The 13,360-nt window shown below is 63.2% G+C and carries 12 protein-coding genes; 1 reads left to right on the top strand and 11 read right to left on the bottom strand.

All coding sequences use genetic code 11. The annotated features are described in order from the left end of the window. Positions 1-3 precede the first annotated feature (3 nt). A complete protein-coding gene (locus tag ABDB81_RS19065) occupies positions 4-1,020 on the bottom strand; it encodes a tripartite tricarboxylate transporter substrate binding protein BugE (RefSeq protein ID WP_346812918.1) in 1,017 nt (338 codons plus the stop codon). Between the two features lie 127 nt (positions 1,021-1,147). On the opposite strand from ABDB81_RS19065, the gene ABDB81_RS19060 reads away from it, so the two are divergent. Then, positions 1,148-2,071 (top strand): LysR substrate-binding domain-containing protein, encoded by a 924-nt coding sequence (locus ABDB81_RS19060; protein ID WP_160473138.1) that lies wholly within the window; start codon positions 1,148-1,150, stop codon positions 2,069-2,071. A 110-nt stretch (positions 2,072-2,181) separates the two neighbouring features. Here ABDB81_RS19060 and ABDB81_RS19055 read toward each other — a convergent pair whose 3' ends face one another. From ABDB81_RS19055 to ABDB81_RS19010, 10 genes are all read right to left on the bottom strand, one after another. Continuing rightward, positions 2,182-2,925 carry an ABC transporter ATP-binding protein gene (locus ABDB81_RS19055; RefSeq protein ID WP_346812917.1) on the bottom strand — a complete coding sequence of 248 codons (744 nt, stop codon included), beginning with the start codon at positions 2,923-2,925 and terminating at the stop codon, positions 2,182-2,184. 21 nt (positions 2,926-2,946) lie between these two features. Continuing rightward, positions 2,947-4,770: a branched-chain amino acid ABC transporter ATP-binding protein/permease gene (locus ABDB81_RS19050; protein ID WP_346812947.1), complete on the bottom strand. Its 1,824-nt coding sequence runs from the start codon at positions 4,768-4,770 to the stop codon at positions 2,947-2,949. A 39-nt stretch (positions 4,771-4,809) separates the two neighbouring features. Continuing rightward, positions 4,810-5,862: a branched-chain amino acid ABC transporter permease gene (locus ABDB81_RS19045; protein ID WP_137926228.1), complete on the bottom strand. Its 1,053-nt coding sequence runs from the start codon at positions 5,860-5,862 to the stop codon at positions 4,810-4,812. 192 nt (positions 5,863-6,054) lie between these two features. Next, the gene (locus tag ABDB81_RS19040; RefSeq protein ID WP_346812916.1) at positions 6,055-7,203 is read right to left on the bottom strand and encodes an ABC transporter substrate-binding protein; all 1,149 of its coding nucleotides are present in this window, start codon (positions 7,201-7,203) and stop codon (positions 6,055-6,057) included. Positions 7,204-7,520: 317 nt separating this feature from the next. Beyond that, positions 7,521-8,279: a TSUP family transporter gene (locus ABDB81_RS19035; protein WP_346812915.1), complete on the bottom strand. Its 759-nt coding sequence runs from the start codon at positions 8,277-8,279 to the stop codon at positions 7,521-7,523. Positions 8,280-8,321: 42 nt separating this feature from the next. Beyond that, positions 8,322-8,837: a hypothetical protein gene (locus tag ABDB81_RS19030; protein ID WP_346812914.1), complete on the bottom strand. Its 516-nt coding sequence runs from the start codon at positions 8,835-8,837 to the stop codon at positions 8,322-8,324. A 377-nt stretch (positions 8,838-9,214) separates the two neighbouring features. Beyond that, positions 9,215-10,249, bottom strand: coding sequence for a branched-chain amino acid ABC transporter permease (locus ABDB81_RS19025; RefSeq protein WP_137926224.1), 1,035 nt, complete (start codon positions 10,247-10,249; stop codon positions 9,215-9,217). Continuing rightward, a complete protein-coding gene (locus ABDB81_RS19020) occupies positions 10,249-11,133 on the bottom strand; it encodes a branched-chain amino acid ABC transporter permease (RefSeq protein ID WP_137926223.1) in 885 nt (294 codons plus the stop codon). Before ABDB81_RS19020 ends, ABDB81_RS19025 begins: the two co-directional genes overlap by 1 nt. Positions 11,134-11,306: 173 nt before the next feature. Continuing rightward, positions 11,307-12,515 (bottom strand): ABC transporter substrate-binding protein, encoded by a 1,209-nt coding sequence (locus ABDB81_RS19015; RefSeq protein ID WP_137926222.1) that lies wholly within the window; start codon positions 12,513-12,515, stop codon positions 11,307-11,309. Between the two features lie 103 nt (positions 12,516-12,618). Next, entirely contained in the window at positions 12,619-13,344 is a 726-nt protein-coding gene (locus ABDB81_RS19010) for an ABC transporter ATP-binding protein (protein ID WP_137926221.1), read from the bottom strand. Positions 13,345-13,360: the final 16 nt, after the last annotated feature.

Below are 13,360 nucleotides of genomic sequence, written 5' to 3'. Positions count from 1 at the left end.
GGTTTAGTCCAGCTTGATATTGGCGGCCTTGGCCACTCGCGCATAGCGAGCCAGCGCCTGCTGGATCTGCGCCTTGAACTGGTCCGGCGTGGTCGGCATCAGCGTGCCGCCCGACTCGTCCACCCGGCGCTTGAACTCAGGCTGCTGCATGGCCTTGTGGATGGCGGAATTGAGCTTGTCGATGATCGGCTGCGGCGTCCCGGCCGGCGCCACGATACCGAACCAGCCACCCTCGCCCATGTCCTTGTAGCCAAGTTCGGCATAGGTCGGCACGTTAGGCAGCTGCGGCGAGCGCTGCGCGCCGAGCAGTGCCAGGGCACGCAGGCGGCCCGCTTTCACGTGAGGCAGCGTGGTCGAGAGGTTGTCGGTAATGGCGTTGACCTGCCCTGCCACCGCATCGTTGAGCGCCAGACCGGCGCCCTTGTACGGCACGTGCAGCAGATCGATCTTGGCCAGCGTCATGAAGTTCTCGATGTTGACATGACCGAGCGATCCGGCGCCCGGCGAGGCGAACGTATACTTGCCGGGATTGGCCTTGGCCAGTGCCACGAACTCTTGCATCGTCTTGGCCGGTACGCTGGGATGTACCGCAAAAATGCTCGGAATCGCCACGACATTGGTCACGGGCGCGAAGTCCTTGATCGGGTCGTAGCCCAGCTTCGGATAAACGGCTGGGTTCGAGCCATGGGTGCTGACCGTGGCCATGCCGATGGTGTACCCGTCCGGCGCCGAACGCGCGACCTGCTCCATCCCGATCGAGCCCCCTGCCCCGCCCTTGTTGTCGACCACGATGGTCTGACCCAACTCGCGTCCAGCGAACTCGGCTACGAGGCGCGCCGACAGGTCGGTGGTGCCGCCCGCCGCGAACGGCACGACGAGCCGGATCGGCTTGTTCGGGTAGCCGGACTGTGCGGCGGCCGGCAGTGCAAGCGTGCCCAAGGCACCTGCGACGGCTGTGGACAACACTGTGGACAACACTAGACGGCGACGCGCGCCGTGGGCTTTGTGGGCTCGGTTCATCTGTGCAAACTCCTCTTTTCTGGCTCTCGATTCGGGGTCCCGAGCGGCCAGTGTCGTTGAGTTTACCGAGCTCGCACAAACGACTATATTGCACGCTTCCATTACCAAAGATCATCTTCGGAGCGCCATGCGTATACGCTCGCCTTCGATGTCCGAGTTGCATGCCTTCGTCACGGCCGCCCGGCTCGGTAGCTTCACGCGCGCTGCGGATACGCTCTGCGTCACGCAAGGCGCCATCAGCCGCGCCATCGCCCGTCTGGAGGCCCACTTCGGCCAGCCGCTCGTGTATCGGAATGCGCACCGCCTGACGTTGACCGAGGCGGGTCGCAGCTACCTGGAGGGGATTGCGGAGCCTCTGGCAGCACTGGAAACCGCCAGCGCGGCGATGTTTGGCGAGGACCGCCGCCATCATCTGACGCTCTCGGCCGTGCCCACGCTGGCCAGCGTCTGGCTGGTGCCGCGCCTGCCGGACTTCCACCGCAAGCATCCGGACATCCGACTGGACTTCGTGCCCTATCGCCGCGACGAGGATTTCTCGGGCGCGAAACCCGATGCCGCATTGCTGACGGGCGAGGCCAGTACGTGGCCGAACTGGCAGGCGGACTATGTGATCGGTCGGGAAATGGTGCCGATCTGCCACCCTGCGCGCGCTCACGCCAGACAGTCTGCCAATCTGTGGAAAACTCCTGCCGACCTGATGGGCGAACCGCTACTTTTCCACACAACTGCCCCCAGGAACTGGCAACACTGGTTGCAGGCCGCAGGCGTACCTGATGCTGCGCCAACACTGGCGCGCGGATTCGATCAGGTGTCGATTCTTCTGGAGGCGGTGAAGGCCGACATGGGCATCGCGGTTCTCCAGCGATGCCTTGTCAGGGATGCGTTGCAGGCCGGTCAGGTGGTCGCACCGTTCGACCTGCCGGTGACCTTGAACCGGGGTTACTTCCTCTGCGCGCCACGCGAAAAGCGCGACCATCCAGCGCTCAGGATCTTCCGCGAATGGCTGCTGGAACTGGCCAAAAGCGATATCGCTGCCTTGGTCCGAACGTAGATATCCACACTGTGGATATCTTTGTGAACAACATCGTTCTGACGAATGAAAAATGGCGCCACAAGGGCGCCATTATTTTCCATACGTATACGTAGCCGTCGAAATCGAGGTTAGGCGGCCTTCTTCGCCAGCCCCAGATAGGTCTCGATGACCTTCGGGTTGCTGGCGAGATCCGAGGCTTCTCCTTCCATCGCCATGTCGCCGGTCTCGATCACATACCCGTAGTCGGCCACCTGCAGCGCCGCGCGCGCATTCTGCTCGATCAGCAGCGTGGCAACGCCTGTCTGACGCAGATTACTGATGATGTGGAAGATCTCCTTCACGATCAGCGGCGCCAGACCCAGGCTCGGCTCGTCGAGCATCAGCAGCTTCGGTTTTGCCATGAGCGCGCGCCCTACCGCCAGCATCTGGCGCTCGCCACCGGACAGCGTGCCGGCTTCCTGCTTCGCGCGCTCCTTGAGGCGCGGGAACAGGCCGTACACGACTTCCATCTGGTCGAGGTAGTTGCGCTCCCCTGCGCGCTTGCGTCGGAAGGCGCCAAGCTGGAGGTTGTCTTCCACGCTCATCGTGGCGAACAGCTCGCGCTTCTCCGGCACCAGGCACATGCCGCGCGCCACGCGCCCTTCCACCGGGATGCCGGTCATGTCGTGATCCAGGTAGCGCACCGAGCCGCTGGAGGAACCCGTCACCGGCAACGCACCCATGACCGCATTGAGCATCGTCGACTTGCCCGCACCATTGGGACCGATCACCGTGACGATCTTGCCGGCCTTCACCTTCAGGTTCACGCCATGCACGGCCTCCACCTTGCCGTAGCGCACGTGCAGGTCTTTCACTTCAAGAATCAGACTCATCTCAATTCCTCACGCTACGCTTCACTCGACGCCGCCGAGATAGGCTTCCAATACCGCCGGATTCTTCTGGACCTCTTCAGGTACGCCTTCCGCGATGCGCGTGCCGAATTCCATCACCACGAGGCGATCGGTCAGGTTCATCACGAAGTCCATGTCGTGCTCGACGAGCAGCACGCTCATGCCCTCGCCCTTGAGCTTGCGCAGCAGATCGGCCAGCGCCTGCTTCTCCTTGTAGCGCAGACCCGCGGCGGGTTCATCGAGCAGCAGCAGCGCAGGGTCGCAGCACAGCGCCCGTGCGATTTCGAGAATGCGTTGCTGCCCCAGTGCGAGACTGCCTGCTTCCATGTACATGCAGTCGGCGAGACCCACGCGTTCGAGTTGCCGTTTCGCTTCGGCGAGGAGTTTCTGTTCCTCCGTGCGATTCAGCCGCAGGATCGCCGCCATCACGCCCCCTTGCGGACGGAAGTCACCGCGCAGGTGTGCGCCGATGGCCACGTTCTCCAGCACCGTCATGGTCGGTTGCAGATGAACGTGCTGGAACGTGCGGCCCACGCCGCGCTTCACGATCTCGCGCGACGGCAGGCCCGAGATCACCTCGCCGCGATAACGCACTTCGCCAGCGGTCAGCGGGAGCACACCCGTGACAAGGTTGAACGTAGTGGACTTGCCTGCGCCGTTGGGTCCGATCAATCCGATGATCTCGCCCGCACGCACCTGGAAGCTCACATCGTTCACGGCAACGAGTCCGCCGAACTGTTTGCGTGCGCGCGTGACATCAAGCACCAGTTCGCCGGCTTCGGGCTTCTGACGCACGGGCAACGGTGCAGCGTGATCGGGTGCCGCAACGGGCGGACCCGATGGCACGAGCCTGCGCAGGAACGGCCAGATGCCATCGCGTGCGTACTGCAGCAGCAGCACCATCAGCACGCCGAAGACGATGATCTCGAAGTTGCCGGTGCTGCCAAGCAAGCGCGGCAACAGTCCCTGCAATACATCCTTGAGGATGGTGAGAATGCCCGCGCCAAGCACCGCGCCCCATACGTGGCCCACGCCACCCACCACGGCCATGAACAGGTACTCGATGCCGTAGTTGAGACCGAACGGCGTGGGGTTCACCGCGCGCTGCAGATGCGCGTAGAGGAAGCCCGAGATGCACGCGAGAATCGCCGCCACGACAAAGATCACCACCTTCATCCAGGCGGTGTTCACGCCCATCGCCTCGGCCATCGTACCGCCGCCCTTGAGCGCGCGAATGGCGCGGCCGGGGCGCGAGTTCAGCAGGTTCTGCATCGCGAAGACGGACAGCAGCACCACCACCCAGATCAGGTAGAACATCGAGCGGCCCGACTGCAGGTCGATGCCGAAGAATGACAGCACCGGAATACCGTTCAGGCCATCGTACTTGCCGAGGAATTCGAGATTGCCGAACAGGAAGAACAGCGATAGTCCCCACGCAATCGTCGCAAGCGGCAGGTAGTGGCCTGACATCCGCATCGTGATGAGTCCGATCACGTAGGCCGAGGCCATCGTGATGACCAGCCCCACGAGCAGGCCGAACCACGGCGAGAGTCCGAACTGCGTGGTCAGGTACGCCGTGCTGTACGCGCCCAGCCCCACGAATGCGGCCTGCCCGAACGATGTCATGCCCCCCACGCCCGTGAGCAGCACCAGCCCGATCGCCACGATGCTGTAGAGGCCGATGTAGTTGCCGAGCGTGATCCAGAACTCAGGTGTCGGCAGCACGGGCAACAGCGCGAGCACAAGCACGAAGGCGACGACGAAGATGCGATTGCGCAGCGCGCCGCGCGTCACCGCTGCATGGCCCGATGCCGGTGCGTCACGCATGGTTTTCTCCAGCGGTTTGTCAGTGAGCATCGTCATCGCTTACTCCTCTTCCTCGACGTGCTTGCTCGTCAACGAACGCCACAGCAGCACGGGAATGATCAGGGTGAATACGATGACCTCCTTGAACGCACTCGCCCAGAACGACGAGTAGGATTCGAGCAGCCCCACAAGCAGCGCGCCGAGCGCCGCCACGGGATAACTCGCCAGCCCGCCGACGATGGCGCCGACGAAGCCTTTCAGGCCCACCAGAAAGCCCGATTCGTAATACACAGTAGTGAGCGGCGCGATCAGCACGCCGCACAGCGCACCCATCGCTGCGGCCAGCGTGAATGACAGCCGCCCCGCCTGCGTGGTGCCGATACCGACGAGACGCGCGCCGAGACGGTTCACGGCGGTCGCGCGCAGTGCCTTGCCCTGCAGCGTGCGCTCGAAATAGAAATACAGCGCGGCGATCAATGCGCCTGACACGGCCACTACCCAGAGACTCTGTCCAGAGACCGTGAGCGTGCCCACTTCAAAGCGTGCATCCGAGAACGGCGTCGTGCGCGAGCCTTCGGCACCGAACATCACGAGACCCAATCCCACCAGCGCAAAGTGCACACCCACCGAGACAATCAGCAGCACCAGTGTGCTGGCTTCCGCCAACGGTTGATAGGCCAGCCGATACAGCATGGGTCCGAGCGGAATCACGATCAGCAGCGTGAGCGCAACCTGCGCGGCCATCGGCAATGACTGGCTGCTGTACTGCTGCACGAGCAGATGCACGGCTGCGGGGAAAAGCACGTACTTGCCTGCGAGGATCGCGATACGACGCACGGCGGTAGCGCGCAGGTCGGGGCTACGCATCACGGTCACGCACTCGTAGATGAACGTGAGCACGCCCATCGCCAGCAACAGCCATGTGGTCTGCGGTGCGTGGCCGGCCTGTATCGCAGCAAGCGTCAGGGCACCGTAGGCGACGAACTCGCCCTGGGGAATGAAGATGACGCGCGTCACCGAGAACACCAGCACCAGTGCCAGTGCCAGCAGCGCGTAGATCGCGCCCGAGGTGATGCCGTCCTGCGCCAGAATGGCCGCAATCGAAAGGTCCATTGTCTCCCCGTTTTTCGTGGGTGTTTATATGCCGTGAATCTACGTGGATCCGCGCCGTCAGCATAGCGGCCGTCACGCATGAATACTGTGAATTCAGCGAGGCAAGAGAAAAAAAGGGCGCATGGTTGTCCATGCGCCCCCGTTGCTGCGCCTACCCCGCGCGTGCTCCTGCCAGACGTCTGGTTCGCCGGCTTACTTCTGCAGCTTCCACTTGCCGTCGACGATCTGCACCATCACGCGTGCGCGCTGGTCCATGCCGAGGTGGTCGGTGGGGCTCATGTTGATGATGCCGTGCGAGACGGGCAGATTCCTGGTTTGCTCCAGTGCATCGCGCAGTGCCTTGCGGAATTCCTTCGTGCCGGGCTGGCCCTTCTTGAGCGCTTCGGGAATCGCGTTCTGCAGCAGCAGGCCCGCATCCCATGCATGGCCGCCGAACGTGGACACCTGTCCGCCGAATGCCTTCTCGTAGGCGGTCTTGTAGGTCATGGCCGGCTTCTTCACCGGATTGCTGTCGGGCAGTTGCTCGGCCACGAGCAGCGGACCAGCGGGCAGCAGCGTGCCTTCGCAATCCTTGCCGCAGACGCGCAGGAAGTCGGGGTTGGCTACACCGTGGGTCTGGTAGATACGGCCCTTGAACCCACGCTCCTTGAGCGCCTTGGCGGGCAGCGCTGCGGGTGTGCCCGAACCCGCGATCAGCACGGCATCGGCATTGGCGCCCATCAGCTTGAGTACCTGGCCCGTCACCGAGTTGTCAGTGCGCGCAAAGCGTTCGTTGGCCACCACCTTGATCTTGCGCATCTCCGCCACCTTGGCGAATTCTTGCGCCCAGCTTTCGCCGTAGGCATCCGCAAAGCCGATGAACGCCACCGTCTTCACGTTGTTGTTCGTCATGTCCTCGGCGATAGCCGTTGCCATGTGGGAGTCATTCTGCGGCGTCTTGAAGACCCACGCGCGCTTGGCATCCATCGGCTCGATGATGCGGGCCGAGGCGGCCATCGAGATCATCGGCGTTTCGCTCTCGGCCGCAATGTCCACCATCGCCAGCGAGTTCGGCGTGACGGTGGAACCCACCACCACGTCCACCTTGTCCTCGCTGATCAGCTTGCGCGTGTTCTTGACCGCCGTGGTCGTGTCCGTGGCATCGTCGAGCACGATGTACTCGATCTTCTTGCCCGCGATTTCCTTCGGCAGCAGCGTGAACGTGTTCTTCTCCGGGATGCCGAGCGATGCGGCCGGCCCCGTGGCCGATACCGTGACCCCGACCTTCACCTGGGCGCTGGCCGTGCCTGCAAAAAGGCTGGCGGCGGCAAGAGCCAGCAAGCTGGCGCGCTTGAACGTCATTGCATGTCTCCTTCTGTTCCAAAACGGAAAAAGGCATCCGTCGGCTTCCGGCCGGCGGATGCCCTCAGTTTTTGTAGCGGCCCTGCTTGCTTGCGCGCGGGCTCTTTTGTCGGATGCAGCGCTGGCATCCGTATGCCGGAACATCGTCTCGTCCCGTGTTTTCCCGTCCTGCGCGTGTTACCCCGGATGGCGCAGTGTCATTCCCCGACCGCGCGGTCGGGAATGCGAATCGAGTCTAACACAGCGATTTACGTCGAAAAGCGGGATTAACCCGCAGCAGCACGGGCGCAACACCAAGGGTTCGGAGACAGGTCTTCTTAACGCAGGAACGCGTCGTAGGCCGTCTTGAGGATCAGTGCGCTGACCACCACGATGAAGACCTTGCGCACGAAGCGGCTGCCGTGGCGCAGCGCCAGCTTGCTGCCCACCTGACTGCCCGCCACGTTGGCAATCGCCATGACAATGCCGAGCTGCCACCACACGTGGCCCTTTGACGCCAGCAGCAGCAATGCTGCCAGATTCGTGGCGAGGTTGACCACCTTCGACGATGCCGAGGCATGCAGGAAGTCGTACCCGAACACGCGTACGAAGATGATCATCAGGAAGCTGCCGGTACCGGGACCGAACACCCCGTCATAGAAACCGATGGCCGCACCCGTCAGCAGCGCGGCCAGGCGCTCGCGCCCGCCGGTCAGCGCAGGCGCGTGCTCCGTGCCGAGGTCCTTCTTCGCCACCGTGTAGGCCAGCAGTACCAGCAGCACGAATGGCAGCGCGCGTCGCAGCGGCTCGGCGGGAATCATGGTGAGCGTCCATGCACCCGCCATCGAGAAGATGAATGCGGCAACCAGCGCCGGGCCTGTGGCCCCCCAGTAGATCTTCACCTGGCGTGCGTAGCGGACCGTGGCATTGAAGGTGCCGGCCATCGAGGCCACCTTGGTCGTGCCAATCAGCGTGGCCGGCGACATGTTCGGGTAGGTGGAAAACAGCGCAGGCACCTGCACGAGCCCGCCGCCGCCCGCCACGGCATCGATGAGGCCGGCCAGGAAGGCGGCCACGGCCAGAAAAGCAAACTCCATGGTGAAACCGTCAGAGAGTAGTTGGGTAAAGAAGAACGCGCTCTAGCCGAGCCGTTTTGCCGTCGGCACGAGGTTGCGTACCCACATCCCCGAGGCATCCGGTCCGAAGCCTTCAGCGGGCCGAGTGGCATCGCTGGTGAGTCCCGGTGCTACGGCGATGGCTCGGATGCCATGCGCACGGCACCATTCAGCGAGTTCGGCCAGGCAGGCCGCCAGCCAGGCGTCCGCCGCCGTGGCGGGAGCCCACCACTCGGCGACCATCGCCACGCGTCCACCCACTCCGCCCACCGACAAACTGTTGACCAGCGAGACCGGCAGCAGGCAATCGAAAGTGTCTTGCACCACATCAGTGCCGCCAAGCAGACATATTCCCTGCCCGCCCTGTGCGAGCAATGCGTCGAGCGAGAGCCGCCGCGCGCGGGCCTCGGGAACCGTCAGCGGCGCACGGGTCGCCAGCCAGGCTTCGATGGCGGAGGTGTCGGCGCCGACACCCGGGCGTACCCAGTGCTGCGCGGGGAGCTTATCGGGAAAATCAGGGGATGCGGAGGGATCGGACATGGCAGGCCAGGAAGCAGGCCGGCATTGTCGCATGGGGGCTGGCGGGCGGTCATGCCGGAGATGCATGGGCTGCGCCTGGCACACCTGCACGCGGCGGACACATGATCTCGGACAGACGATTTCGATCGACTTCCGACGGGTTCTTGAACGCCAAAAATGAAAAAGGCGTTGCCGGGGATCACCCAACAACGCCTTTTTATCTATTTGGCTGCTGCTACCCGACACCGGGTGCGCGCCTGTCGTCTCCTCGCTTCCGCCTCCAAGTAACCTGCGAAAACCGTATATGCAATGTAACGAACCGGTGCGTATGAAACAAGTCAGCAATAACCCTAGCCCCAAAATCGGGCATGTCGCCCGATCTCCACTCCGGAGCCTTGCTACTTCTTGCGGCTCGTGAGCGCAATCAGTTCGCCCATGATGCCTCGGCGGAACGTCAGCACGCAGATCACAAAGATGACGCCCGTCACCATCGTCACCGATTCGCCCAGTCCGTTGAACCAGCCGATGCCGGTCACGTTTGCCAGGAAGGTACCGATATCGCCAAGCTTGTTCTCCAGCGCCACGATCACGAACGCGCCGACCAGCGGACCCGACAACGTACCCAGGCCGCCCACCAGCGTCATCAGGATCACCGAGCCCGACATCGACCAGTGCACATCGGTCAGCGTGCCGAAGCCCAGCACCAGCGCCTTGATCGAACCGGCCAGCCCCGACAGCGCGGCCGAGATCACGAAGGCCAGCAGCTTGAAGCGGTCCACGTCGTAGCCGAGCGAGATCGCACGCGGCTCGTTCTCGCGGATGGCCTTGAGGATCTGCCCGAACGGCGAATGCACCGTGCGCACGATCAGCGCAAAGGCGAGCACCACGATGACCAGCGCCACGTAGTACAGCGTCATGTCATCGGCCAGCGACAGCACGCCAAACAGCTTGCCGCGCGGAATGCCCTGCAGCCCGTCTTCGCCTCCCGTGAATTTCGCCTGGAGGAAGAAGAAGAACAGCATCTGCGCCAGCGCCAGCGTGATCATCGAGAAGTAGATGCCCTGCCGACGAATGGCCAGCGACCCCACCACGTATCCGATGGCCGCGCCCGACAGCGTGCCAAACAGCAATCCCAGCTCCGGCGTCACGCCCCAGACCTTCATCGCGTGTCCTGCCGCGTAGCCCGCGCCGCCGAAGAAGGCAGCGTGGCCGAACGAGAGCAGACCCGTGAAGCCGATCAGCAGGTTGAAGGCGCACGCGAACAGCGCGAAGCACAGCACCTTGAGCACGAACACCGGATAGGCACCCGCCAGCGGTGCCACGATCAGCCCGAGCAGCAACAGGCCATACAGCACCTTCTTCTGCATGCCCGTGCCTTCCTTGAATCCCTTTGCTTCCACTGCCACGGCAGTTTGTCCCGTCGGTCCGCTCATCACTTTTCCCTCCCGAACAGCCCTGCCGGGCGCAGCATCAGCACGATCACCATGATGACGAACACCACCGTTGCCGATGCTTCAGGATAAAACACCTTGGTCAGCCCTTCGACCACCCCGAGCCCCAGGCCCGTGAGGATCGATCCCATGATCGAACCCATGCCGCCGATCACCACCACCGCGAACACCACGATGATCAGGTTCTGGCCCATCAGCGGCGAGACCTGGATCACGGGTGCGGCCAGCACGCCGGCAAACGCGGCCAGCGCCACGCCGAAACCGTAGGTCAGCGTCACCATCAACGGCACGTTGACACCGAACGCCTCCACCATCTTGGGGTTCTCGGTGCCGGCGCGCAGGTAGGCGCCGAGCTTGGTCTTCTCGATGACGAACCACGTGGCCAGGCACACCACGATCGACGCCACCACCACCCAGGCGCGATAGTTCGGCAGGATCATGAAGCCCAGGTCCGTGGCACCCTGCAGCGCGTCGGGCGGCGAGTACGGCAGGCCCGAGACACCGTAGATCGAGCGGAACACACCTTCGATCACCAGCGTGATACCCAGCGTGAGCAGCAGGCCGTAGATGTGATCGAGCTTGTAGATCCAGCGCAGCATCGTCTTCTCGATGACGATGCCCACCACGCCCACAACCAGCGGCGAGAGCAGCAGCATCACCCAGTAATTGAGTCCGGCGTATTCCATCCCCGCCCAGGCGAGCACCGCCCCGAGCATGAACAGTGCACCGTGCGCGAAGTTGATCACGTTGAGCAGGCCAAAAATGACGGCCAGCCCCAGGCTCAGCATCGCGTAGAAAGCGCCATTGACCAGCCCCAGCAGCAGCTGGGACAACATGGCGGGTAGTGGGATTCCAAAGATATCCATGGACGTCGATTGCCTGTTGGTGTCTCCCCTCTTCCACTGAGTGGGGAGGGGTTGGGGAAGCGGGCCGGCGGTTCAAATTGCCGCCATCGGCGTTTGTGACGCTGGCCCTCTCCCCCTGCCCCTCTCCCGTCGCGCGGGAGAGGGGAGCAAACCATCGCGGTTCGCTTGCTGCCTTACTTCTTCAACATCGCGCACTTCGATTCGGCCACCGTCGTGAAGGCCTGGTCACCCGGGATCGTTGCAGCGACCTTCAGGTAGTCCCACGGCTTCTTCGAATCGGCCGGTGCCTTCACCTGCATCAGGTACATGTCGTGCACGTAGCGGCCATCGCCACGGATCTGACCCTTGCTGTAGAAGTCGGAGAGCTTCATCGACTTGAGTTGCGCCATGACCTTGTCTGCGTCGTCGGTCTTGGCGGCTTCCACGGCCTTCAGGTAGTTGCTGACGGCGGAGTAGTCGGCGGCCTGCAAGCTGCTCGGCATCTTCTTCATCTTGCCGAAGAAGCGATTCGCGAACTTGCGCGTGTCGTCGTTCATGTCCCAGTACCAGCTGTCGGTCATCAGCAGGCCCTCGGTGTTCTTCAGGCCCAGGCTGTGCACGTCGTTGATGAACATGAGCAGACCGGCGATCTTCATCGTCTTGGTGATGCCGAATTCCTTGGCCGCCTTGATCGAGTTGATCGTGTCGCCGCCGGCATTCGCCAGGCCCAGGATGTCGGCCTTCGAGGCTTGCGCCTGCAGCAGGAACGACGAGAAGTCAGATGCCGACAGCGGGTGGCGCACCTGGCCCACCACCGTGCCGCCATTGGCCTTGACCACGGCGGCGGTGTCGGTTTCGAGCGAGTGGCCGAACGCGTAGTCAGCGGTCAGGAAGAACCACTTCTTGCCGCCCTGCTTCACCACCGCGCTGCCGGTGCCCTTGGCCAGCGCCACCGTGTCGTACGCGTAGTGCACCGTGTACGGCGAGCACTCTTCGTTGGTCAGGCGAGCCGTGCCCGCGCCGATGTTGATGTAGACGCGCTTCTTCTCCTGCGCCACCTTGTTCATGGCCAGTGCGGTGGCCGAGTTGGTGCCGCCCAGCAGCATGTCCAGGCCCTGCTGGTCCATCCACTCGCGCGCCTTTGACGCAGCGATGTCGGCCTTGTTCTGGTGATCGGCGGAGACCAGTTCGATCGGCTTGCCGAGCACCTTGCCACCGTGATCCTCGATGGCCATCTTGACCGCTTCGAGGCCGCCGGGGCCGTCGATGTCGGCGTACAGGCCCGACAGGTCGGTGATGTAGCCAATCTTCACCGTGTCATTCGTTACCTGCGCCGAAGCGCCCCCTGCAAACGCACCAAAGACAGTTGCCGTCACTGCGACAGCCAGCTGGGTCATCTTCATGTTTTGTCTCCTGAGTTGTGGCGGCGCGCTCACGCCATCCATTGCTGCATGTCGTCGACAGTGCGACTAAAAGTGCGATCGCTTCACCGGGCGGTGTTGCGAATCAGACCCCAAGCAGTTCATTGAGCACCGGCATCTTGGCCTGCAGCTCGTTGGCGGCAAAGCGCTCGACGATGGTGCCGTGCTCCATCACGTAGAAGCGGTCGGCCAGCGGCGCAGCAAAGCGGAAGTTCTGCTCTACCATCACCACCGTGTAGCCCTTCTTCTTGAGCATCAGGATCATGCGCGCCAGTGCCTGCACGATGACCGGTGCCAGACCTTCCGAGATTTCATCGAGCAGCAGCAGGTTCGCGCCGGTGCGCAGGATGCGGCCGACAGCCAGCATCTGTTGCTCGCCGCCGGAAAGACGCGTGCCCTGGCTCTGCTTGCGCTCCTTCAGGTTCGGGAACATCTCGTAGATCTCGGCCTCGCTCATGCCCTGGCTGGATCCTTTCAGCACCGGCGGCAGCAGCAGGTTTTCTTCGCACGAGAGCGACGAGAAGATCGCGCGCTCTTCGGGGCAGTAACCAATGCCGTAGTGCGCAATCTTGTGCGTGGGCAGGTTGATGGTTTCCTTGCCATCGACCTTGATCGATCCCTTGCGCGCGCCGGTCAAGCCCATGATCGCGCGCATGGTGGTGGTGCGGCCTGCGCCATTGCGGCCCAGCAGCGTTACCACTTCGCCACGATTCACAGTGAGGTCCACACCATGCAGGATGTGCGATTCGCCGTACCAGGCGTGCAGGTCCTTGATCTCAAGCGCGGGAACGTTGGATGCGTTCGTGGACATATCAGTGCGCTCCCTG

It is taken from the genome of Cupriavidus sp. DL-D2, assembly GCF_039710735.1.
Classification (GTDB): domain Bacteria; phylum Pseudomonadota; class Gammaproteobacteria; order Burkholderiales; family Burkholderiaceae; genus Cupriavidus.
Note: the sequence above shows the minus strand (reverse complement) of the source record. Positions and strands in the feature narration are given on the sequence as shown.

Bases quoted from the DNA above. Each gene is read 5' to 3' on its own strand.
- ABDB81_RS19065 (WP_346812918.1), bottom strand. From the start codon at position 1,020: ATGAACCGAGCCCACAAAGCCCACGGCGCGCGTCGCCGTCTAGTGTTG.
- ABDB81_RS19060 (WP_160473138.1), top strand. From the start codon at position 1,148: ATGCGTATACGCTCGCCTTCGATGTCCGAGTTGCATGCCTTCGTCACG.
- ABDB81_RS19055 (WP_346812917.1), bottom strand. From the start codon at position 2,925: ATGAGTCTGATTCTTGAAGTGAAAGACCTGCACGTGCGCTACGGCAAG.
- ABDB81_RS19050 (WP_346812947.1), bottom strand. From the start codon at position 4,770: ATGCGTGACGCACCGGCATCGGGCCATGCAGCGGTGACGCGCGGCGCG.
- ABDB81_RS19045 (WP_137926228.1), bottom strand. From the start codon at position 5,862: ATGGACCTTTCGATTGCGGCCATTCTGGCGCAGGACGGCATCACCTCG.
- ABDB81_RS19040 (WP_346812916.1), bottom strand. From the start codon at position 7,203: ATGACGTTCAAGCGCGCCAGCTTGCTGGCTCTTGCCGCCGCCAGCCTT.
- ABDB81_RS19035 (WP_346812915.1), bottom strand. From the start codon at position 8,279: ATGGAGTTTGCTTTTCTGGCCGTGGCCGCCTTCCTGGCCGGCCTCATC.
- ABDB81_RS19030 (WP_346812914.1), bottom strand. From the start codon at position 8,837: ATGTCCGATCCCTCCGCATCCCCTGATTTTCCCGATAAGCTCCCCGCG.
- ABDB81_RS19025 (WP_137926224.1), bottom strand. From the start codon at position 10,249: ATGAGCGGACCGACGGGACAAACTGCCGTGGCAGTGGAAGCAAAGGGA.
- ABDB81_RS19020 (WP_137926223.1), bottom strand. From the start codon at position 11,133: ATGGATATCTTTGGAATCCCACTACCCGCCATGTTGTCCCAGCTGCTG.
- ABDB81_RS19015 (WP_137926222.1), bottom strand. From the start codon at position 12,515: ATGAAGATGACCCAGCTGGCTGTCGCAGTGACGGCAACTGTCTTTGGT.
- ABDB81_RS19010 (WP_137926221.1), bottom strand. From the start codon at position 13,344: ATGTCCACGAACGCATCCAACGTTCCCGCGCTTGAGATCAAGGACCTG.